This window comes from Mesorhizobium sp. M1A.F.Ca.IN.022.06.1.1, assembly GCF_003952605.1.
Taxonomy (GTDB): domain Bacteria; phylum Pseudomonadota; class Alphaproteobacteria; order Rhizobiales; family Rhizobiaceae; genus Mesorhizobium.
The window spans coordinates 238,588-258,782 of sequence record NZ_CP034455.1; the positions used below are offsets into that span (position 1 = coordinate 238,588).

The 20,195-nt window shown below is 63.4% G+C and carries 21 protein-coding genes; 8 read left to right on the top strand and 13 right to left on the bottom strand.

Going from position 1 to position 20,195, the window contains the following annotated elements; translation table 11 throughout:
- Positions 1-19: 19 nt before the first annotated feature.
- The 7 genes from glyA to EJ078_RS01315 all read right to left on the bottom strand — a co-directional run bounded on the left by glyA (position 20) and on the right by EJ078_RS01315 (position 7,674).
- On the bottom strand, positions 20-1,333 hold the full coding sequence (gene glyA / locus EJ078_RS01285; protein WP_127217503.1) for a serine hydroxymethyltransferase: 1,314 nt from the start codon (positions 1,331-1,333) through the stop codon (positions 20-22).
- A 126-nt stretch (positions 1,334-1,459) separates the two neighbouring features.
- A complete protein-coding gene (locus EJ078_RS01290) occupies positions 1,460-3,100 on the bottom strand; it encodes a Na+/H+ antiporter (RefSeq protein ID WP_127324343.1) in 1,641 nt (546 codons plus the stop codon).
- Between the two features lie 139 nt (positions 3,101-3,239).
- Positions 3,240-4,493, bottom strand: coding sequence for a L,D-transpeptidase family protein (locus EJ078_RS01295; protein ID WP_067000724.1), 1,254 nt, complete (start codon positions 4,491-4,493; stop codon positions 3,240-3,242).
- A gap of 334 nt (positions 4,494-4,827) precedes the next feature.
- Positions 4,828-5,280, bottom strand: a complete 453-nt coding sequence (locus tag EJ078_RS01300) for a hypothetical protein (protein WP_067330209.1) — start codon at positions 5,278-5,280, stop codon at positions 4,828-4,830.
- A 176-nt stretch (positions 5,281-5,456) separates the two neighbouring features.
- Entirely contained in the window at positions 5,457-5,972 is a 516-nt protein-coding gene (locus tag EJ078_RS01305) for a winged helix DNA-binding protein (RefSeq protein ID WP_067001002.1), read from the bottom strand.
- Positions 5,973-6,211: 239 nt separating this feature from the next.
- Entirely contained in the window at positions 6,212-6,634 is a 423-nt protein-coding gene (locus EJ078_RS01310) for a DUF6163 family protein (protein ID WP_067000719.1), read from the bottom strand.
- Positions 6,631-7,674 (bottom strand): enoyl-CoA hydratase/isomerase family protein, encoded by a 1,044-nt coding sequence (locus EJ078_RS01315; RefSeq protein WP_067330035.1) that lies wholly within the window; start codon positions 7,672-7,674, stop codon positions 6,631-6,633. The genes EJ078_RS01310 and EJ078_RS01315 overlap by 4 nt, the downstream gene beginning before the upstream one ends.
- 167 nt (positions 7,675-7,841) lie before the next feature.
- On the opposite strand from EJ078_RS01315, the gene EJ078_RS01320 reads away from it, so the two are divergent.
- From EJ078_RS01320 to EJ078_RS01330, 3 genes are all read left to right on the top strand, one after another.
- Positions 7,842-8,657, top strand: a complete 816-nt coding sequence (locus EJ078_RS01320; RefSeq protein WP_208721051.1) for a DUF2066 domain-containing protein — start codon at positions 7,842-7,844, stop codon at positions 8,655-8,657.
- 179 nt (positions 8,658-8,836) lie between these two features.
- On the top strand, positions 8,837-9,868 hold the full coding sequence (hemB, locus tag EJ078_RS01325; RefSeq protein ID WP_127215873.1) for a porphobilinogen synthase: 1,032 nt from the start codon (positions 8,837-8,839) through the stop codon (positions 9,866-9,868).
- 146 nt (positions 9,869-10,014) lie between these two features.
- On the top strand, positions 10,015-10,662 hold the full coding sequence (locus tag EJ078_RS01330; RefSeq protein WP_067330027.1) for a dihydrofolate reductase family protein: 648 nt from the start codon (positions 10,015-10,017) through the stop codon (positions 10,660-10,662).
- A 42-nt stretch (positions 10,663-10,704) separates the two neighbouring features.
- On the opposite strand, the gene ppk2 is transcribed toward EJ078_RS01330, so the two are convergent.
- Positions 10,705-11,625 carry a polyphosphate kinase 2 gene (gene ppk2, locus EJ078_RS01335; protein ID WP_067330023.1) on the bottom strand — a complete coding sequence of 307 codons (921 nt, stop codon included), beginning with the start codon at positions 11,623-11,625 and terminating at the stop codon, positions 10,705-10,707.
- A 265-nt stretch (positions 11,626-11,890) separates the two neighbouring features.
- On the opposite strand from ppk2, the gene EJ078_RS01340 reads away from it, so the two are divergent.
- Positions 11,891-12,934, top strand: coding sequence for an aldo/keto reductase (locus EJ078_RS01340; protein WP_127215872.1), 1,044 nt, complete (start codon positions 11,891-11,893; stop codon positions 12,932-12,934).
- A 39-nt stretch (positions 12,935-12,973) separates the two neighbouring features.
- On the opposite strand, the gene EJ078_RS01345 is transcribed toward EJ078_RS01340, so the two are convergent.
- Both EJ078_RS01345 and EJ078_RS01350 read right to left on the bottom strand, forming a co-directional pair.
- Positions 12,974-13,945, bottom strand: a complete 972-nt coding sequence (locus EJ078_RS01345) for a glycosyl transferase family 90 (protein ID WP_067330017.1) — start codon at positions 13,943-13,945, stop codon at positions 12,974-12,976.
- Between the two features lie 114 nt (positions 13,946-14,059).
- On the bottom strand, positions 14,060-14,725 hold the full coding sequence (locus tag EJ078_RS01350; RefSeq protein WP_127404325.1) for a GntR family transcriptional regulator: 666 nt from the start codon (positions 14,723-14,725) through the stop codon (positions 14,060-14,062).
- Positions 14,726-14,843: 118 nt separating this feature from the next.
- On the opposite strand from EJ078_RS01350, the gene EJ078_RS01355 reads away from it, so the two are divergent.
- On the top strand, positions 14,844-16,088 hold the full coding sequence (locus EJ078_RS01355; protein ID WP_127215870.1) for a multidrug efflux MFS transporter: 1,245 nt from the start codon (positions 14,844-14,846) through the stop codon (positions 16,086-16,088).
- Positions 16,089-16,118: 30 nt separating this feature from the next.
- Positions 16,119-16,493, top strand: a complete 375-nt coding sequence (locus EJ078_RS01360) for a DUF423 domain-containing protein (RefSeq protein WP_127246935.1) — start codon at positions 16,119-16,121, stop codon at positions 16,491-16,493.
- 44 nt (positions 16,494-16,537) lie between these two features.
- Here EJ078_RS01360 and EJ078_RS01365 read toward each other — a convergent pair whose 3' ends face one another.
- The gene (locus tag EJ078_RS01365) at positions 16,538-16,675 is read right to left on the bottom strand and encodes a hypothetical protein (RefSeq protein WP_095801262.1); all 138 of its coding nucleotides are present in this window, start codon (positions 16,673-16,675) and stop codon (positions 16,538-16,540) included.
- Positions 16,676-16,732: 57 nt separating this feature from the next.
- Positions 16,733-16,876, bottom strand: a complete 144-nt coding sequence (locus EJ078_RS01370; protein ID WP_095801261.1) for a hypothetical protein — start codon at positions 16,874-16,876, stop codon at positions 16,733-16,735.
- Between the two features lie 173 nt (positions 16,877-17,049).
- Between EJ078_RS01370 and EJ078_RS01375 the strand changes: the two genes are divergently transcribed.
- Positions 17,050-18,129: a substrate-binding domain-containing protein gene (locus tag EJ078_RS01375; RefSeq protein ID WP_067000691.1), complete on the top strand. Its 1,080-nt coding sequence runs from the start codon at positions 17,050-17,052 to the stop codon at positions 18,127-18,129.
- A 9-nt stretch (positions 18,130-18,138) separates the two neighbouring features.
- On the opposite strand, the gene opgC is transcribed toward EJ078_RS01375, so the two are convergent.
- Positions 18,139-19,311 (bottom strand): OpgC domain-containing protein, encoded by a 1,173-nt coding sequence (gene opgC / locus EJ078_RS01380; protein ID WP_067330202.1) that lies wholly within the window; start codon positions 19,309-19,311, stop codon positions 18,139-18,141.
- Positions 19,312-19,514: 203 nt separating this feature from the next.
- Here opgC and EJ078_RS01385 point away from each other — a divergent pair, with 203 nt between their 5' ends.
- Positions 19,515-20,177, top strand: coding sequence for an alpha/beta hydrolase (locus EJ078_RS01385; RefSeq protein WP_067330003.1), 663 nt, complete (start codon positions 19,515-19,517; stop codon positions 20,175-20,177).
- Positions 20,178-20,195: the final 18 nt, after the last annotated feature.

A 20,195-nucleotide genomic window follows, 5' to 3' on the forward strand; every position in this document is an offset into this window, starting at 1 on the left:
GATGACGCGCGGCTTCCGGTCAACCGAGATAAGGATAGAGCGGGAAGCGATCCGTCAACGCCGTGACCTTGGCCTTGGCCGCGGCCTCGACTGCCGCATTGCCCTCGTCGGAATTCGCCGCCTTCAGCCCGTCCAGCACCTCGGCGATTAGCTTGCCGATCTCGCGGAACTCGGCCTGGCCGAAGCCGCGCGTGGTGCCGGCCGGCGTGCCTAGACGGACGCCGGAGGTGACGAACGGCTTTTCGGGGTCGAAGGGGATGCCGTTCTTGTTGCAGGTGATGTTGGCGCGGCCGAGAGCTGCCTCGGCGCGCTTGCCGGTGGCGTTTTTCGGGCGCAGGTCGACCAGCATCAGATGGTTGTCGGTGCCGCCCGACACGATGTCGAGGCCGGTTTCCTGCAGGCTCGAAGCCAGCGCCTTGGCGTTGGCGACGATGCTCTCGGCATAGGCCTTGAAGCTCGGCTTCAGCGCCTCGCCGAGCGCCACCGCCTTGGCCGCGACGACATGCATCAGCGGGCCGCCCTGGAGGCCTGGGAAAACCGCCGAGTTCATCTTCTTGGCGATCTCCTCGTCGTTGCAGAGAATCATGCCGCCGCGGGGCCCGCGCAGCGACTTGTGCGTCGTCGTGGTCACGACATGCGCATAAGGCAGCGGCGACGGGTGCATACCGCCGGCGACTAGCCCGGCGATATGCGCCATGTCGACCATCAGATAGGCGCCGATCGAATCGGCAATCTCGCGGAAACGCTTCCAGTCCCAGATGCGCGAATAGGCCGTGCCGCCGGCCAGGATCAGCTTCGGCTTCGTCTCATGCGCGGTCTTCTCGATCGCGTCCATGTCGAGCAGGTGGTCGTCCTTGCGCACCCCGTAGGAAACGACCTTGAACCATTTGCCGCTCATGTTGACCGGCGAGCCATGCGTGAGATGGCCGCCGGAGTTCAAATCGAGGCCCATGAACGTGTCGCCGGGCTGCAGAAGCGCCAGGAAGACGGCCTGGTTCATCTGGCTGCCCGAGTTCGGCTGGACATTGGCGAAGTTGCAGCCGAAAAGCTTCTTGGCGCGCTCGATGGCCAGTTCCTCGGCCACGTCGACGAACTGGCAGCCGCCGTAATAGCGCTTGCCCGGATAACCCTCGGCATATTTGTTGGTCATGATCGACCCCTGCGCCTCGAGCACGGCGCGGGACACGATGTTTTCCGAGGCGATCAGTTCGATCTCATGGCGCTGGCGGCCAAGCTCGTTGCGGATGGCGCCGAAAATTTCCGGATCGGCGTCGGCAAGCGTGGTCTCGAAGAAGGATTCGAATTTGTTGGCGGCTGCCGCGGCATTTGACATGGCTTGCTTTCCCTTGGGGCCGGAGGTCTGCGAGGTCGCCGCGCCATTAACACAGTTGTTTGGAGCCCGCCACGTTTGCGGCGCGAAATTTGCTGGCCGGATTGCGCCAAGCAAATCGGCTGAACACTATTTCCGGTCGCGCCGGCTTTTGAGCAGCGCTTCTGTCAAAGTGATCTCGGAAAGCAGCGCCCGCATCGTGTGGTCGTTGATCTGGCGGGTGCGGAACATGGCGCGCACGGCGGCGCGCTCCGCCTCTATGCCGGCGTGCCTGAGCTCAAGCTCCAGCCGCCCGGATTCGCGCGCCTCGGCGCGCGCCTCTTCGGCCTCGTCGGAAGCCGCGATGCGGCGCCGGTAGCCGGCAACGATGCTGTCGGCGACCGCGAGCCGGGCCTCGGCCGCCTCGCCTTCGCCGCCCTCGCTGGCGAGGCTCTCGATCTTGGCGATGGCGGCCTTGGCGGCGCCCGCACGCGCCCGCCGCTCCTCGGCCGCACCCGGATCCTCGCCTGGCTCGACCAGCCCGCGGGCGATCCCCGGCAAAGCAAGGCTGGCGATGACCAGCGAGCAGATGATGACGCCGGCGGCGAGGAAGATCACCACGTCTCGCGCTGGAAAGGGCGAGCCATCCTGCAGAGCGAGCGGCAGCGACAGGATGCCGGCAAGCGTGATCGCGCCGCGCACACCGGCCACCGATCCGGCAAGCCTGACGCGGAAACCAAAGGGCTCTGCCTTGCGCTTGCCGAGCCGCGCGGCGATCATCGATGCCATGTCGCCGATCCAGATCCAGAGGAAGCGCAGGCCGATCACGCAGAGCGTCAAAATGAGCACGGTCAGCACCGGCTCGAACAGCCAGTGCCGGCTGGTGAGCTCCGGCGGGACCCTGCGGATGATGTCAGGAAGCTGCAGGCCGAGCAGGATGAAGAGAGCGCCGTTGAAGACGAAGGTCAGCATCGACCATAGCGACATCGCCTGAATCCGCGCCGAGACCGAGAGATGGCGGAAAATGCCGGAGGTGCCCGTAACCAGGCCGGCGGTGACCGCGGCCAGAATGCCGGAAGCGCCGACATGCTCGGCAATGAGATAGGCGACGAAGGGCAGCAGAACCATCACCAGCACCTGCGCCCCCGCCGGCGTGCCGCCGATGCGGCCAAGCACCTGCAGCGCCTTGGCGGCGACGAACAACGCCGCAATGCCCGCGAGGATGCCGGCCGCCACGGCGTAAAGAAAGCTCAACGAGGCGGCGGCGAACGAAAAACTGCCGGTCAGCGCCGCCGCAACGGCAAAGCGGAACATGACCAGGCCGGAGGCATCATTGAGCAGGGATTCGCCTTCCAATATGTGCATCAGCCGAGCCGGAACGACATTGCGGTCGACAATCGAGGACACGGCAACGGCATCGGTCGGTGACAGCACGGCGGCTAAAGCGAACGCAACCGCCAGCGGGATGGTTGGCACCAGCCAGTGCAGAGCATACCCGAAGCCGACGATGGTGAAGAAGACAAGTCCGACGGCGAGATCGAGGATCGGCCGGCGCAGCTCGATCAGCTCCCGTTTCGGCGCCGCGAAGGCATCACCGAACAGAAGCGGCGGAATGAACACCAGCAGAAAGAGTTCCGGATCGATCTCGACATGCAGTCCCTTGGCCGGCCAGGCAAGCGCGGCGCCGATCGCAATCTGCAGCACGGGGAGCGGCACCCGCACCAGCCGCACGAGAGCGCCGGAAAGCGCCACGAAAGCAAGCACGACGAGAATGAAGACGGCGACGTCCATGATGCTATTCCAGCTGCTCGCGTTTTAAGTCTCACTTTTCGACGCATGTCGCTCTGCCAAAACCGCTGCGCACTGTTTGGGGACATGCAAACAAAAAAGCCGCTCCAAGAGCGGCCTTTTCTTGATTTATATCAATCGGTTACAGAGCAGAAGTAATCTGCAGCTCGCTGTTGCCGTCGAGGCCGTAAATGTCGTCGCGGAACTGCACGACGCCGGGTCCGGTCGACCATGCCGACAGGTACAGGAAGTGGACCGGCACCGGGTTGACCACCTGAACCGGCGTATTCTCGCCAGTCTTGATCGCCGCCTCGAAATGCTGGCGATCCCAGCCGGGCGTATCACGCAGGATCCAGGTGACGAGGTCGCGCACATTCTGGACGCGCACGCAGCCGGAAGAGTCGAAGCGCATCAGCTTGCCGAACAGGCTCTGCTGCGGCGTGTCGTGCATGTAGACGCCGTCCGGGCTCGGGAAATTGATCTTGACCGAGGCCATGGCGTTGCCGGCGCCGGGATCCTGGCGGAAGCGGTACTTGGCGGCATCGTCCGTCGACCAGTCGACGGTCATCGGATCGACCTCGCTGCCGTCAGGCGCGAACAGCCGGATGTGGCTGTCCTTGAGGTAGTTCGGGTCCTTCCGCATCAGCGGAATGATGTCCTTGCGCACGATCGAAACCGGCGCGTTCCAGTAAGGATTGACGATGATCTCGTTGATCTTGGAATTCACGATCGGCGTCTGGCGGTCGATCTTGCCGACGATCGCGGTGTGGCGCAGCACGACGCGGTCGTTCTCGACGGCTTCCACCTGCGCGGCCGGAATATCGACCAGCACATAGCGGTCGCCAAGCGTGCCCGCCTTTTCGCGCAGCCGCTGCAGATTGGTCTGCAGCTGGCCAAGCCGGATCGGCGCCGGCACGTTCATCGCCGAATAAGTGTATTTGCCCATGGAGCCGTCGGCCGGCAGGCCGTGACGGAGCTGGAAGCGCTTGACCGCCGAGTCGACATAGGAATCGAACGCCGTCGAAATGCCGGCGCTCTGCGACAGGTCGCCCGAGACCATCAGCCGCTTGCGCAGCGGCACGACATCCGGATCGTCGACGCCGAGCTGCAATTTCTTGGTTGCCGGAACCTGTTCCCAGCCGCCCTGGCCGACAATGCCCTGGTACTGCGCCACCGCCTGCTCGGTGAAGGCTACGGTCTGCAGGCTGAAGATCGGCAGCGTCGAGGCAACCTTGCCGGTCTCGCTTGCACGGGCGTCGAACTGGTCGTCCCAATTGCCGCGGGTCGAGGATTTCAGAATGTCGCCGATCACATCCTGCGCGCTGGCATGGCCGGCCACGACGGCGGCGGCGAGCGCAGAGGCTCCGGTCAGGAAGAAACGGCGGCTGGTTCTCATGGATGTTCCAGACATTTTAGCTATATCTAATCTCGCTCAGTTCGCTCTACTGGCGGGTTGCCCGCACTCTAGGGTCGGCAATCTTAACAATTAGCCAACCATGACTTGCGTCAGCAGGGCGTGAAAACGTAGGACCACGACACCTGCTCCAGGAAGCGCAGGGCCTCGGCCCGCAGCATCACCCGCATTCTCGCTTTCACTGCGATTATGGCGGCAACGTGACCTTGGCCCGCGATTTGCATCCGGCAAGATGATCAAAAAATGGGACCGAGGCATTTTGGCATCGCCGATAGCGGCGGGTTCACAGGATGCCCGCCGTCATCCTCGGTTTGCCCTATTTCACCCGGTTCGGGCAGAGGGCTTTGAACTGCTCCAGCGTGTAGTCGTAGCCCGAGGCCCCCGAGCCATCGAGCACCACGTTCTCGTCGGTGTCGGTGATCTGATAATCCGTCTCGCTTCCGGCGGGGCTGCGCCCCTGGAACAGCATGTTGGCGCCGTAAAAGGTGGTGAATTTTCCGCTCTTGCAGTCCGCTGTGATCTCCAGATGCAAGGGCGTTTTCATTTCCTTAGCGATGCAATCCTCGGTCACCTTACCGACATAGTCGCGGCAGTATCCGATGGCGTTCTGCCTCGTATGTTTGGTCAGGATGCTGGCATGCGAGGTGTTGATGCCGGATTTCTTGACGACCGTAACCTCCATTCCGGCCTTGGAGCCATAACCGAGAGTCCGGGCAGCGGCCGGTGAAACAAGGATCACAGCGCAAATCGCAAGCAGGATATGACGCATGAGGCCCTCCTCTTTTGCCTGCAGAGCTTCCACGCGCGCTGCTCGGCGGTCAAGCGCCCTGCTGCAGCGCGCTTTCGCAAAAGAAAAGAACCGGCACCTGTCGGCACCGGCCCTGATTGCTTCCTCCGGCCGCGCTTCTTCGGCGCGACTTCGATCGTCTCAGATTTCGAATCCGCTTACATCCGGTAAGCGATCGTGTCGTTCCAGAAGCGATCCAGACGCTGGAGCGCGCGGTTCATCTGCTTGAACTCGTCGGTGTTGATGCCGCCCACGGCCTCGATCGAGCCGACATGGCGCTCGTAGAGGCCGGCGACGACCTCGGCCACCTCGTTGCCCTTCGGCGTCAGCGAGACGCGGACCGAGCGGCGGTCGATGCGCGAGCGCTGGTGGTTGATGAAGCCGAGGTCGACCAGCTTCTTCAGATTGTAGGAGACGTTCGAGCCGAGATAATAACCGCGCGAGCGCAGCTCGCCGGCGGTCAGCTCCGAATTGCCGATGTTGAAGAGCAAAAGCGCCTGGATGGCGTTGATGTCGGAGCGGCCGTTGCGGTCGAACTCGTCCTTGATCACGTCAAGCAGACGGCGATGCAGACGCTCCACCAGCTGCAGCGATTCCATGTACAGCGAACGGATCGCCTCGCGGCGATCGTCGGAAACGTTGGCGGTCTTCGCCGCCGGACGCGAATTGATCATTGTCTTTGCCTCTCGTTTGTCGCCCGGTGATTTTTTGTTCTTCACCTTGATCGCGACACTATCGAATACTCATAAAATTCGACTTAAACGCCAGGGCTAACAAGAGCTTACCGGTAAGAGGTTTCGAAAGAGGCTTAACGAACGGTCATACGAGCAAGAACAATTAACCTAAAGATTTAGCCAAGGGTTTTGGGGCAGTCGCCGACCCCGTATCTAGGTTCCTTACGCCGCCCGGCAAGCTATTGCCTGAGCTGGCGCTTCTGCAGCCAGATGACCACGCGGAAGACGATGTAGAGCAGCGCCACGCAGGCATGTGAGACGACGATCAGGATCCGATGTCCGAAGAGATTGGGAAAGCCGGCATACATGACGGTCTCGGTCGCCGCGCAGATGAACCAGATCACCGGCCCCCAAGAGGCAAGCATCCAAAGGCCCGCGGCGGCGAAAGGAAAGAAGACGGCAAGCGTGGCCGCGGCCACCTGCCAGTGCACCGGCATCAGGTCGAAGCGCCAGAGCTCGCCCGGATAGATGCCGATCAGCCGGACCCAGTAGAGGACACCGAACAGCAGGCAGTAGCCGGCAATGACCCGCTGGAACCAGGCGAAGATGATCTCGGTGGTCGAGGGCTGCAGCACCACGCGCCTGGAGGTGACCTCGCTCACAGCTCCAGCTCCCCGGCCCCGAGCGGCGCGAAATACGCGTCGACATCGGCCGCGCTCACCGCATCGAGGCTGGCGGGCCGCCATTCCGGCTTCGAACCCTTGTCGATGATGGCGGCGCGGATGCCTTCATAAAAGTCGTGGCCGGCCAGCATGCGGTTGAGGATGCGGAACTCCATCTTCATGCACTCGTCCATCGACAGCGTCGACCCGGCGCTGATCTCGCGCCAGGCGACGTTGAGGCTGGTCGGCGAACGCGTCCTGATCGTCGCCAGCGTCTTGGCGGCGAAAGCGTCGGTGGCGGATGCTCGTTCCAGGCTGGCGACGATAGCGGCGAGCGAGGGTTGCGAAAAATGGCGGGCGATCGATTCCAGATCCTGCCGCTCGGTCTCGCGTCTTGCGGGTGTGAAGAAATCGCGCAACTCCGCGTTCGCGTCGCCGCTTGTCGCCAGCTCGTCAAGAAGCCCCGCCTGGTCCTCGGCCTTGATCGTGTGGGTGGCGAGGCCCGACCACAGGGCATCACCATAGCGGATGCGGTTTCCCGTCAGCCCCAGATACATGCCGAAGCTGCCGCCGAGATCGGGCAGCAAATGGCTGGCGCCAACATCGGGGAAGAAGCCGATGCCGACTTCCGGCATGGCGAATTGCGCGTTCTCGGTCAGCACGCGGTGCGAGCCGTGGAAGGAAATGCCGACCCCGCCGCCCATGACGATGCCGTCGATCAGCGCGACATAGGGTTTCCTGAAGCGGGCGATGCGGGCATTGAGACGATACTCGTCGGCGAAGAAGTCGACCGGCGGCTTGCCGGCGCGGCCCGCCTCGTAAATGTGCAGAATATCGCCACCGGCGGAAAACGCCCTGCCCTCAGCCTTGACGACGACGACGGCGACGCCGGCATCGCCCTCCCAGGCGTCAAGCGCCTTGCCAAGCGCCTTGACCATGCGATGGGTGACGGCATTGAGCGCCTGCGGCCGCGTCAGTGTGACGACGCCCGCCTTGCCTAGACGCTCGAAGCGAATCTCGTCGCCTCCGCCAAAATCCATCGCCAGAGAATCCTCCTCTCCGCCCTTCCAGGGGGATTGAAGTGCTAAAGGCGGCATAAGGATGCGTCAATGGCGGCAACGCCGCGCTGGCGGCCAGCCGCTTCCGGTGTTAGGTAACCGGCAAAGTGTCGCGCGTAGGCGGCGCGACAGATTTCGAGCTAATCGACATGGCTGGGGTTTCTCGTCTCGTTGCTGGATTGGCAGGTCTCCTCTTTCTGGGAGTTGCGCCGGCCGCCGCCGAGGCAGCCTCTGAACTCTACCTGGCGCAGACGATCGTCACCGGCACCGGCGAGGCTAATCGCGAGATCGGCTTCAAGGATTGTCTGGACAAGGTGCTGGTCAAGGTTTCAGGCGATCAGCGGCTGACGCAGAAGCCGGAGATGCTGGCGCTGCGCAATAAGGCGGCCGACTTTGTCCAATCCTTCCGCTACCGCGACCGGCTGGAAGGCGTTCCGATCCATGACGAGCAAGGCATGCATGACCGGCCGCACGATCTCACCTGCCTCTACAAGCCCACCGTCGTCGACAAGCTCCTGGCGCAGCTCGGCAGCAAGCCATGGCACGGCGAGCGGCCGCTGATTGCCGTCTTCATAACGGCCGAGCAAGGGGCGCAACATTTCGTGCTGACGGCCGACGAGGATCGCGGCCAGTCAATGCGCGAATCCTTTGCCAACGCGACGGCGCCGCTCTCGGTGTATGTCAGCTTTCCAAAGGCTGACCAGCTCGCCGGCCTCGACGACAAGGCGCTGCGCACTGCCGATATGGCAAAGCTCGACCAGCTCGCCCGGCAGGCGGGTGCCGACCGGGCGCTCGCCGGCAGCATCGTGTGGAACGACAAGGAATTGGGCTGGATCGCCGACTGGCGGCTGGCCGAACACGGCAAGACCTATCAATGGCAGGTGCGCGGCGTCAGCTTCGACGAGGCTTTTCGCGTGGCTGTGAAGGGCGCGGCACAGATTCTGTCGGGGAATGGACAGCCGTAAACGTCGGCTGCCCTTCATCCGCCTGCCGGCACCTTCTCCCCGTCAAGGGAGAAGGGAAGTGCTCCAGCGCCGGCGATCCCCTCTCCTCGTTCTTCGCGGAAGCAACTGGCACAATCGTGTCGCATTGGTCAGCGGCAGGGGCGCATGGTAAAAGCCGGGACGACAACAGAGTTCTGGCGATGAACAAGTTTACCCCCGCAAAGCCTGCCGGCGCCCGCAGCGTCGACGAGATCACAGGCAGCCGCAGGCTGCGGCGCATGCGCAAGGCCGAGTGGTCGCGCCGGCTGGTGCAGGAAAACCAGCTCTCGGTGAACGATCTGATCTGGCCGATCTTCGTCGTCGACGGCAAAAATGTGCGCGAGCCGATCGCCGCCATGCCGGACGTCTACCGCCTGTCGGTCGACCTCGCGGTGAAGGAAGCGGAGCGCGCCGCCAAGCTCGGCATCCCGGCGATCGCGACTTTCCCCAACATCGAGCTTTCGCTGCGCGACCAGACGGGCTCGCATATCCTCGATCCCGACAATGTCATCAACCGGGCCACCCGCGCCATCAAGGACGCGGTGCCGGAGATCGGCATCATTACCGACGCAGCGCTCGATCCATTCACCAGCCATGGCCATGACGGCATCCTGCGCGACGGCATCATCGTCAATGACGAAACCGTCGAGCAGGTCACGGCCGCGGCCGTCATCCAGGCAGCCGCCGGCGCGGACATCATCGCGCCGTCCGACATGATGGACGGCCGCATCGGCGCGATCCGCGACGCGCTGGACGCCAACGGCTTCCAGGACGTGGCGATCATGTCCTATGCGACGAAATTCGCCTCGGCCTTCTACGGCCCCTATCGCGAGGCAGTCGGCACCGCCGGCCTGCTCAAGGGCGACAAGAAGACCTATTATATCGACCACGCGAATTCCGATGAAGCCGTGCGCGAGGCCGAGCAGGATCTGGCCGAAGGCGCCGACATGCTGATGGTGAAGCCTGGGCTGCCCTATCTCGACATCATCCGCCGGCTGAAGGACGAGTTTCAGATGCCGACCTTCGCCTACCAGGTGTCGGGCGAATATTCGATGATCAAGGCGGCCAGCGCCAATGGCTGGATCGACGGCGAAAAGGCGATGCTGGAATCGCTTCTCGCGCTCAAGCGAGCCGGCTGCGACGGTGTCCTCACCTATTTCGCGCCGACCGTTGCGGAGATGCTGAGGGGCTAGGCCCAGGCGCAATTTTAAATTCTCGCCGCGTCACCTGGGCGCCGCCCGACGAGTTGATCGCTCGCCGGAAAATTCCGCTTGCATAATGCAATCAGTTAAGCTACTCCATGACTGCTTGCAAAATGCAACTAGTTCACGAGGCGATCATGTCAAAGCTGCGCGTCAACGCTTTCACCCTGTCGCTGGACGGTTACGGCGCCGGCCCCGATCAGACTCTCGAAAGCCCGCTCGGCGTCGGCGGCGAAGGACTGCATAAATGGATGATCGGCACGCGCACCTTTCGTGAGATGGTGATCGGCAAAGACGGCGGCACCACCGGCAGCGACGACAGCTTCGCCGCGCGCAGTTTTGAGAATGTCGGCGCCTGGATCCTTGGCCGCAACATGTTCGGGCCGGTCCGCGGCGAATGGCCGGACGAGAGCTGGAAAGGCTGGTGGGGCGACAACCCGCCCTATCACGTGCCGGTCTTCGTGCTCACCCATCACAAGCGGGCGCCGATCTTAATGGAAGGCGGCACGACGTTTTACTTCGTCACCGACGGCATCCATTCGGCGCTCGAACAGGCGAAGACGGCCGCCAAGGACAAGGATGTGCGGGTCGGCGGCGGCGTCGCCACGATCCGGCAATATCTGAAGGAAAGCCTGATCGACGAGATGCATCTCGCGATCTCGCCGATCCTGCTCGGCTCCGGCGAGCATCTTTTCGCCGGGCTGGACATGCCGAAGCTCGGCTACCGCTGCACCAGCCAGGTCGCGACCGCCGACGCGACGCATGTGATGATCGGGCGCGCGTAAGCTAGGCTCCCCCTTCTCCCTCTGTGGGAGATGGGGAAGTGCTCAATACTTCGACGGCACATAAAGCTCGCGCGGCAGCACCTGGCGCTCGTAGGCCGGGTTGAAGACGCGCTCCGGCAGCGTGATCTCCTCATGCGGCACGTCTTCGTAAGGCATTTGCTGCAGCAGGTGATCGATGCAGTTCAGTCGGGCCCGCTTCTTGTCGTTGCCTTCGACAATGAACCACGGCGCTTCCTTGATGTTGGTACGGGCGAAGGTCTCTTCCTTGGCTTTGGTGTATTGTTCCCAGCGCACGCGCGACTGCAGGTCCATCGGCGACAGCTTCCACTGCTTCATCGGATCGTGGATGCGCATCAAAAAGCGCATCTGCTGCTCCTCGTCGGTAATCGAGAACCAGTATTTCACCAGCGTGATGCCGGAGCGCACCAGCATGCGTTCGAATTCCGGCACGTCGCGGAAAAACTCTTCGACCTGATCCGCATTGGCAAAGCCCATCACCTGCTCGACGCCCGATCGGTTGTACCAGGAGCGGTCGAACAGCACGATCTCGCCGCCCGCCGGCAGATGCGGCACGTAGCGCTGGAAATACCATTGCGATCTTTCACGCTCGGTCGGCGCCGGCAGCGCGACGACGCGGCAGATGCGCGGATTGAGGCGCTGGGTGATGCGCTTGATGACGCCGCCCTTGCCGGCCGAGTCGCGTCCCTCGAAGATCACCACCAGCTTCTTCTTGTGGTAGGCAACCCAGGACTGCAGCTTGATGAGCTCCGACTGCAGACGCAGCAGCTCGCGGAAATAGGTCGTCCGCTCGATGGAGGGCGGATGCGACTTCTTGTAGATCCTGGCGATCTCGAGCGAGAGCGCGGGCTCGGAAATCTCCAGCTCATAGTCCTCGTCGAGCGTGTCCTCGAGTTCGGCTTCCAGCCAGTCCTTGGCTCCGGAATTCGTCTTGACCTCGTTCATTGCGCAGCTCCTGCCTGTCAGCCACTTTCGCCTCGGATGCGCTCCGGCCGCGGCCGGAAACACAACTCCGTAAGCCGACTGAGATACAGACGCGCAATGACGGTTTTATTGCGAGCAGGAGCCGGCAACGCTGGACCAGCCGATATGTGATCGGCCCGTATCGATGGCGGGGCGACAAGCCGCCCGAATTGTCCTACAAATACTTTCGCCTCTTCCCGGCGCCCGCGACGGCGCGCCTCTTCAAAACAAATCGCAAGGACCTGACATGGAATACCGCACGCTTGGCCGTTCCGGCCTGAAGGTTTCGACATTGACCCTTGGCACGATGACCTTCGGCGGGACGGGCCCGTTCGCCGCCGTCGGCAAATCCGATCTCTCGGAGGCGAGCCGCATCATCGATACCTGCATCGATGCCGGCATCAATCTCATCGACACCGCCAACGTGTATTCGAACGGCCTGTCGGAGGAGATCGTCGGCGAGGCGCTCGGCGGCAAGCGCAAGAACGATGTGCTCATCGCCTCCAAGGCGCGCATGCGGATCGGAAACGGCCCCAACGACGAAGGCCTGTCGCGCCATCACCTGATCCGGGAATGCGAGCGGAGCCTGAAGCGGCTCAAGACCGACGTCATCGACATCTATTTCCTGCATGAGTGGGATGGGGTCACGCCGCTGGAGGAAACGATCGCTGCGCTCGACACTTTGGTCAGCCAGGGCAAGATCCGTTATGTCGGCTGTTCCAATTATTCGGGCTGGCAGGTGATGAAGGCGCTCTCGATCAGCGACAGCCATCATCAGCCGCGCTTCGTCACGCAGCAGATCCACTACACGCTGGAAGCGCGCGAGGCGGAGTACGAGTTGCTGCCGATCTCGGTCGACCAGGGTCTTGGCGTGCTGGTGTGGAGCCCGCTGGCCGGCGGCCTGCTGTCGGGCAAATACCGTCGCGACAGCCCGACGGCCCGCCAGCTTGGCGGCTGGTCCGAACCGCCGATCCGGGACGAGGGAAGGTTGTGGCGGATCGTCGACGTTCTGGTCGAAATCGGCAAGGCGCGCGGCGTTTCGGCGGCACAGGTGGCGCTTGCCTGGCTGCTCGGCCGCCCGGCCGTTTCTTCGCTGGTGATCGGCGCCCGCAACGAAGCCCAACTCAAGGACAACCTCGCCGCGGCCAGCCTGACGCTGTCCCTGGACGAGCGCCTGCGCCTCGACGACGTCAGCCGCCCGCCGGTGCTTTATCCCTACTGGCACCAGCAGTTCACCGCCAAGAACCGGTTCGGCCCCGCCGACCTGGTGCTCGACCGCAGCGATATCTAAGAATCCGCGCCGTGCTCCGCGCCCGAAAACGCGCGGAGGTCAGCCGGCGATAAAACGCCAGACCTCCGGGTCGGGTTCGATCTGGCCGCTGAGCACGAAATATTTGTAGAGGACGAGCAGCGATACCGCCCGCTCGTCCTTTTCGTTGCTGAACCGGCGGCAATAGGCGTTGGCCGCCGTTATGATGCGTTGGGCTTCCGCCGGGTGTTTTTCGAAATAGGCGATCTTGTCGGCGACGTCCGAAAAATCCGACGCCAGAGGCACGTAGTGAACATCGGCCTCGAGCTCAGCCTCGGCGAACCAGGTTTCGTAGGTCGGCGGCGGCATCAGGCAGAGCGAATTCGAGCTCATGATCCACTTGAGGTTCGTCGCCACGTCATTGCCTTCGAGCGAGACGATGTAGCGGAACTGCCGCTGCTGCGCGATCGTGAGATACGGCTTGCGATAGTTCTCCGGGGCGCTTGGCTTGGGCGAGCCGGCATCGCAAGACGGCAGGTCGCGCACGGCATCGACGAACCGTTTGCGGATCGGATTGTTGAAATGACCGCGCCAGACCGCCATCGGGCGCTTGTCGGCGAAGGACAGATTGTCCTTTGGCATGTTGAAATGGCGGAACTTGTCGAGCTTCATGATCACGGCGTTGCCGTTGTCGTTGCGGATCGGGCGATCCTTGACGATTGATGGCACCGCCGGAACGTCGACGACGTCGCCGAACTCGAGATCGATGAGCAGGTGGCGATCGAAGTAGCGGGCGAACTCCTTCAGGTCGTAATAGTACATGCTCCCGAACTTGGGTATTTGACTGGCGGGCACCGCCGCCGCGCTCGGCACGAAGCTATGGTCGAGCCGGTTGTAGTAGTTGACCCGATCACGGACCGTTTTGCTGGAGAGCCGTGCCTGCTCCAGCCGGCGCGCAAGCCGTTGGCGAAAGAGAGCCTGCGGCGCCACATCGCGGGTGATGTTGCGTATGAAATAAAATACCCGCGCTGCGGTGCGTAAGGGCGAGGCCATGCGTCCGTCGTTTAAAGATGTCCGTCGCCTCCTACAGCATTGTGCCGAACATCTTGCAAGCCCGCCCAAGCTGACGAACTTGTTGAAGTTCTAATATTCGACGATGGCCGAGGATCAGGCAGCGACGACGGCAAAGCCCCTGGCGCGCAGGCCGCGCCGCTCGTCATGCAGCGAAGTCACCAGGCGGTCGCGGCTGCCGGCGATGTGGGCCGAGAGCAGCCGTGCCGCCTTTTCGGCGTCACCCTTTCGCACGGCAGCCAGGATGGCGTGGTGCTCGGCCCAGGCGCGGCCAAGCGCCGCCTCGTCGCGCACTTCCAGCCAACGCGCGCGGGAGAGCCTGGTCATTGCATCGCGGACTCCCCTAAGCAGGAATTCATTGCCGGAAAGCCTGGCCAGCTCGATGTGAAAATCCAGACCAACGCGGTGCCATTCCTCGCGCGGCGTACCGGCGTCGCAGGAATCGAGCATCGCCGCGATCACCTCGATCCCGCTGCGATCTTCCAGCGACGCCGTCAACCGCACCGCCGCCACCTCGACCGCCTCGCGGTAGACGGCGATCTGGCCGAGCTCGGCGAGATTGATCGACGCCACCGTCCAGCCGCGGCCGTCACGAGCGATCAGCCCTTCGGTCTCGAGGCGCAGCAGCGCCGCCCTGACCGGGGTGCGGGAGGCGCCGAAGCGGCTTTCGATCCAACGCTCGGTCAGCCGCTCGCCCGGGCCGATCTCGAGCCCGAGGATCATTTCGCGAAGCTGCCTTTCGACATTCTGCATTTGCGACATTGTCGTTCCGCTCTACGGCACCGCATTGACAGCGGCGGGGTTGAGGTTCATGACGGATACCGATTTGGTATCCCAAAATGGTATCCGGAGCAATCCCGGATAACCAAGCAGGCATGACATGGCAGAAAATAGCACCCAGAGCGGCTACAATATCCATTGGCGAGGCAATCTCGCCGTCTGCTTCGCCGGCTCGTTCAGCACGCTGATTGCCATGACGCTGCTGTTGCCGTTCCTGCCGCTTTATGTCGAACAGCTGGGTGCCGAAGGGCACGCGGCCATCGTGCAATGGTCAGGAGTTGCTTACGGTGCCACCTTCTTTGCCGCGGCGCTGGTCGCCCCTCTGTGGGGGCGGCTCGGCGACCGTTACGGCCGCAAGCTGATGCTGGTGCGCGCCTCGTTCGGCATGGCGATCTGCATGTCGCTGACCGGTATGGTCGAAAGCGTCTGGCAATTGGTGTTGCTGAGGCTCCTGATCGGCTTTGCCGGCGGCTACTCCTCGGGCTCGACGATATTGGTGGCGATGCAGACGCCAAAGGAGCGCTCCGGCTGGGCGCTCGGCGTGCTGTCGGCCGGCATCACGGCCGGCTCGCTGGTCGGACCGCTGCTTGGTGGCATGCTGCCGCCGCTGATCGGCATCCGCGCCACCTTCCTGTTGTCGGGCGCTGTCATCTTTCTCGCTTTTCTGGCCACGACTTTCCTGATCAAGGAAAACCCGCCGGCTCCCAAACCTGTCTCGTCGGCAAAGCCGAAGAGCGGCTGGGCACAGATCCCCGACAAGCGTCCGGTCGTCGCGATGCTGACGACCGGCTTGCTACTCGCCTTTGCAACCATGTCGATCGAGCCGATCATCACGGTCTATGTGCAGCAGCTCGTCGTGGACCAGAGCAAGGTGACGATGGTCGCGGGCGTGGTGATGTCGGCGGCCGCGCTTGGAACCATCCTGTCCTCGTCGTGGCTGGGCAAGCTTGCCGATCGGGTCGGCCACTGGAACGTGGTCGTCGGCGCGCTCGCCGTTTCGGCCCTGCTGCTTGTCCCGCAAGCTTTCGTCACCGACGGCTGGCAGCTGATCGGGTTGCGCTTCCTGATGGGGCTGGCGCTGGGCGGCCTCCTGCCCTGCATCACCAGCGTCATCCGTCACAACATCCCCGACGGCGTCGGCGGCAATGTGCTCGGACTATCGATCTCGGCGCAGTATGTCGGCCAGGTCGCGGGACCGCTCGCCGGAGGCTTCGTCGGCGGCCATTTCGGCATGCGGGCGGTGTTCTTGGGCACATCGGTGCTGATGGCGCTGGGGGCGGTCTATAACTGGATTGTCCAGACGCGGCGCGCACGGCATATGCTGCTCGAGGCCGGCGAATCCTGAGCCGCGCGCGATCGAAGGCGGAGCATCGAAATGAGTCTTGCCGGGCAACCATCAGACGGCGGCAGCCGCATCCTCGTGCTGGCAGGCGGTCTCGTCGGCGCGGCAGGGGTGGCGCTGTCGGCGGCGGCCGCGCATCGCGGCGGCGCCTTCACCGGCACGGCCGCATCCTTCCTGCTGATGCATGCGCCGGTCTTCCTCGCCATCGGTCTTATCGGCGGCAGCCGGTATCTCAGGATCGCAAGCCTGGCGCTGCTTGTCGGCCTGCTGCTGTTCTCGGGCGATCTTCTCGCCCGGGATTTCCTCGGTTCGCGGCTGTTTCCGATGTCGGCGCCGATCGGCGGCACGCTGCTTATCGTCGGCTGGCTGGCGATTGCGATCTCGGCGCAGTGGCGCCCAGGGTCCTAGATCCGCCTTGCCATTGCTGAGGCTCGTCGGAAAATGGGCCGCGACTACCGCCCTCCCCGACGCAGCCGCCGCTTGCGCGACGCCGGCTCCGCCGCGCGCCGCCGTTCCGGCCGGTCGGTTGGCCGCGAAATGCCCCAGTAGTTGCGATAGATGTCCTCGAAGAGATGGCTGATGGGATGCATGACTTACTTCCTTGAATTGAATCGATCCAATAGACCGACGCGAAAAAGACGGGCTGCTCAGGCGCGCTTGCGCTCCACCATGAAGCGGGGCTGACGCTTCCACGGGCCTGTCTTGCCGCGGCGCCGCTCACTCTGCTCGGCCGAAGCAATGCCCCAATCGTTGCGGTAGACGTCCTCGAACAAAAAGTTGACCGGATGCACGGCACCCTCCTTCTCGAATCTTGCTTCATGTCACAGACTTGGATCGATTCAAATCATAACCCCTGCCCCGCCGTAGTCAAGCGAAAATTTGAATCGATCCAATAAAAGTAGTAAGTGGACCGTCAGACATTCCGCGTCCATGTTCGACATGCGACCGGATTCGGAGAACAGACATGGCATCACTTATCGAAGGCCAGGCACGCCCCATCCGGCTGGCGGATATTGCCAAGGCGGCGGGCGTCTCGCATGGGACGGCCTCCAATGTCTTCAGTCGCCCGGAGGTCGTGCGCGCCGAGGTGCGCGAGCGGGTCAGGGCGGTGGCGGAGGCGATGGGCTACGCCGGGCCTGATCCGAAAGGCCGCCTGCTGCGCGCCGGCAAGGTCAATGCCATCGGCGTCGGCACGACCGAGCCCCTTTCCTACTTCTTCGAGGATCCCTTCGCCCGCGTCATGATGGCGGGCATTTCCGAGGCCTGCGACGCCACCGGCGCCGGGATCGCATTGGTTTCGGCGGCCAACCAGGAGAAGCTCGCCTGGAACATCCAGAGCGCGCTGGTCGACGGTTTCATCCTGTTCTGCATCGAAGGTGGCTCGCGTCTCGTCGAGCTGACGCGCGAACGCAGGCTGCCCTTCGTGGCGTTGGAGCTCGGCTTTCATGACGAGACGATCTCGGCGATCGGCGTCGACAACATCGCCGGCGGACGGCTCGCCGCGCGGCATCTTGCCGAACTCGGACATCGCCGTTTCGCCGTGCTGTCGCTTACTCTCGGTGATGACCGCACCGGCTTCGTCACACCCGAAATGGTCCGCTCGGCCGTCTACACGGGAACGCGCGACCGTCTGGCCGGCTATTTCGAGGAACTGTCCGGCTTCGGTGTCGACACGAAGAGCATCCCGGTCTTCGAGACCGAGAACGAGCAAAGGAGCACCTGGGCGGGGCTCGAAGCGATCTTTGCCGGCGGCGAGCGGCCGACCGCCATTCTGGCAATGTCGGACAGGATGGCCATGATCGCCATCGACTGGCTGACTGCGCGCGGTCTGAAAGTGCCGGAAGACGTTTCCGTTGTCGGCTTCGACGGCGTGCCCGACGGCGCGCTCTGCGACCCGCCGCTGACCACCATCGCGCAGCCGATCACCGAGATCGGCCGGCGGGCCGCGCGCATGATCCTCGACTATGACGGCGCCGTGCGGCGCGAGACGATGGGCGTTGAGCTCGTCGTCAGGGCCTCGACGGGCCCTGCTCCCATATCCTAGAACCACATCTCAATATCCGCCGACCCGCGCCGGCATGGGCGGCGCAGCGAACCCGGTGCGCGCCGGCTCCGCACGCGCCGGTTTGATGCGGGTCGGGCCGAGACCGGCGAGCCATTCGAGATAGAGCGCCAGTGCGAACTGCATGGCGATGCCGGCAGCGATCAACAACGTGTCATAGGCGAGGCCGCCCGGATTGATCAGCTTGAGCACCTGAGCGGCCATGGCAATCAGCGTGCCGGCAACGAAGACGGGCAGCGAACGCTTGCCGAGGATCGCCAGCGGATTGTCGGGCTTGGCGCGGAAAAGGTTCGATACGGCCGGCAGGGCGACTACCAGATAGCTGACGGCCAAGATATGCAGCAGCCGCGGCAGCGACAGGAAGGTCTTGTCGAAGCCGCCGATCACCACCGGCAGATTGAACCAGGTGATCTGCCCCCAGAGTGGGCTGTGCACCCAGATCGCCGCGCCCACCACATAGACGCCGGCGAAACCCACCAGCCACCGGTTTACGGGGATGGTGCCGCCGCGCTTGATATGCAGCATGGCGGCAAGGCCGATGTTGAACAGAAACTGCCAGGACAGCGGGTTCAAGAACCAGAGACCCGGCTCGGGATAATTCGGCGGAGCGATCTGCCAGATGCCGGCGACCAGCCACAGCAGCCCGGACACGGTCAGTGCCGCCACGGGCCTGTAGCTGACGAACAGAACGAAGGCCGGCGCCGCCAGAAGCAGCGCCGCATAGACCGGCAGGATGTTGTTGTAGCCGAGCTGATGGCCGAGGGTGACGATGCCGAAAAGCACCTCCGGCGTGTCCTTCATCAGCGGCTCGATGTTGATCATCTTCAACAGCTCCGGGCGGTGGGCGAACACGGCCGTGGCGGAAAACAGGGCGATCACCAGCATGGTGATGACGATGTGGGTGACGTAGAGCACGCCGGCGCGCCGCCACATCTTGAGGGTCGCCAGCAGCCTGCCCCCCGGCTTGAACTTGGTGCCATAGGCGAGCGCCACCGAGATGCCGGAGATCAAAACGAAGGCCTCTGCCGCATCGGAAAAGCCGAGGTTCTTGTAGGTCAGGTTTTCGAAGACGGTACCCGGCACGTGGTCGACGAAAATGGTGAGCAAGGCGAGCGCGCGCAGCACATCGATACGCGTATCGCGTTGAGAAACGGGGATGGTCATCGACAAAAGGCCTCAGAGCTGGTGTTTCATGTCCAGCAATGCGACCCCCGACGCACCGCTTCGATTCCTCCCGTTCGGGAGTGTATCGGCGCAGAAACGGCCCGAAATGCGCCAGGTTCAATCAACTTTCGCGGAGCTTGAAAACATTCCGTTTTGAAGCCGGCAAATCAGCGAAATCACCGTAGAATCAAAAGGATCTGATCATGTCCGAACATGACAGCAAAAACAGCGAGCTGCAGCGTGATCTGCCCTTTTCCTATCGTCTGATCAGACCGGAAAATGCGAGCGGCGAATGCCTTTTCGTGCTGCATGGATCGGGCGTGGACGAAGCGACACTTTTGCCGCTGGCGAGGCGGATCGCGCCGCGCGCGGTGGTTGTCGCAGCACGCGGCCGCATCCGCCAGGAGGACGGTTTTCGCTGGTTCGAACGAATCACGCCGACCAGCTTCGAGCAGTCGAGTATCCGCGCGGAGACGGCCGCTTTCGCCCAATTCGCAGTGGAAGCCGCACGGCTACACGAGCTTGATCTCACCCGCGCGACCTTCCTGGGTTACTCAAACGGCGCCAATCTGGTTTCCACGCTGATGCTGCTTCATCCCGGCCTGGTCAGGCAGGCGGCGCTGCTCAGGGCGATGCCGGTGCTCGACGATGCGCCGGCGACGAACCTTGCCGGAACGCGGGTGCTGATCATCGCCGGCGCGGCCGACCAGACCTACGGCCCGTTCGCGCCAGCCTTGGTGACGCTCTTCAGCCAGCGCCGTGCCGAGGTCGATGCGCGCATCGTCGCCTCCGGCCATGAGTTCGGCGAAGCGGATGCCGCGATCGCCCGGCAGTGGCTTGCCGCGACCTCGACGCCGGCCGCCTGACGAGAGATAGACGCTGCT

Coding starts and splice junctions, on each gene's coding strand:
- glyA (WP_127217503.1), bottom strand. CDS start 1,333: ATGTCAAATGCCGCGGCAGCCGCCAACAAATTCGAATCCTTCTTCGAG.
- EJ078_RS01290 (WP_127324343.1), bottom strand. CDS start 3,100: ATGGACGTCGCCGTCTTCATTCTCGTCGTGCTTGCTTTCGTGGCGCTT.
- EJ078_RS01295 (WP_067000724.1), bottom strand. CDS start 4,493: ATGAGAACCAGCCGCCGTTTCTTCCTGACCGGAGCCTCTGCGCTCGCC.
- EJ078_RS01300 (WP_067330209.1), bottom strand. CDS start 5,280: ATGCGTCATATCCTGCTTGCGATTTGCGCTGTGATCCTTGTTTCACCG.
- EJ078_RS01305 (WP_067001002.1), bottom strand. CDS start 5,972: ATGATCAATTCGCGTCCGGCGGCGAAGACCGCCAACGTTTCCGACGAT.
- EJ078_RS01315 (WP_067330035.1), bottom strand. CDS start 7,674: ATGGATTTTGGCGGAGGCGACGAGATTCGCTTCGAGCGTCTAGGCAAG.
- EJ078_RS01320 (WP_208721051.1), top strand. CDS start 7,842: ATGGCTGGGGTTTCTCGTCTCGTTGCTGGATTGGCAGGTCTCCTCTTT.
- hemB (WP_127215873.1), top strand. CDS start 8,837: ATGAACAAGTTTACCCCCGCAAAGCCTGCCGGCGCCCGCAGCGTCGAC.
- EJ078_RS01330 (WP_067330027.1), top strand. CDS start 10,015: ATGTCAAAGCTGCGCGTCAACGCTTTCACCCTGTCGCTGGACGGTTAC.
- ppk2 (WP_067330023.1), bottom strand. CDS start 11,625: ATGAACGAGGTCAAGACGAATTCCGGAGCCAAGGACTGGCTGGAAGCC.
- EJ078_RS01340 (WP_127215872.1), top strand. CDS start 11,891: ATGGAATACCGCACGCTTGGCCGTTCCGGCCTGAAGGTTTCGACATTG.
- EJ078_RS01345 (WP_067330017.1), bottom strand. CDS start 13,945: ATGGCCTCGCCCTTACGCACCGCAGCGCGGGTATTTTATTTCATACGC.
- EJ078_RS01350 (WP_127404325.1), bottom strand. CDS start 14,725: ATGTCGCAAATGCAGAATGTCGAAAGGCAGCTTCGCGAAATGATCCTC.
- EJ078_RS01355 (WP_127215870.1), top strand. CDS start 14,844: ATGGCAGAAAATAGCACCCAGAGCGGCTACAATATCCATTGGCGAGGC.
- EJ078_RS01360 (WP_127246935.1), top strand. CDS start 16,119: ATGAGTCTTGCCGGGCAACCATCAGACGGCGGCAGCCGCATCCTCGTG.
- EJ078_RS01365 (WP_095801262.1), bottom strand. CDS start 16,675: ATGCATCCCATCAGCCATCTCTTCGAGGACATCTATCGCAACTACTGG.
- EJ078_RS01375 (WP_067000691.1), top strand. CDS start 17,050: ATGGCATCACTTATCGAAGGCCAGGCACGCCCCATCCGGCTGGCGGAT.
- opgC (WP_067330202.1), bottom strand. CDS start 19,311: ATGACCATCCCCGTTTCTCAACGCGATACGCGTATCGATGTGCTGCGC.
- EJ078_RS01385 (WP_067330003.1), top strand. CDS start 19,515: ATGTCCGAACATGACAGCAAAAACAGCGAGCTGCAGCGTGATCTGCCC.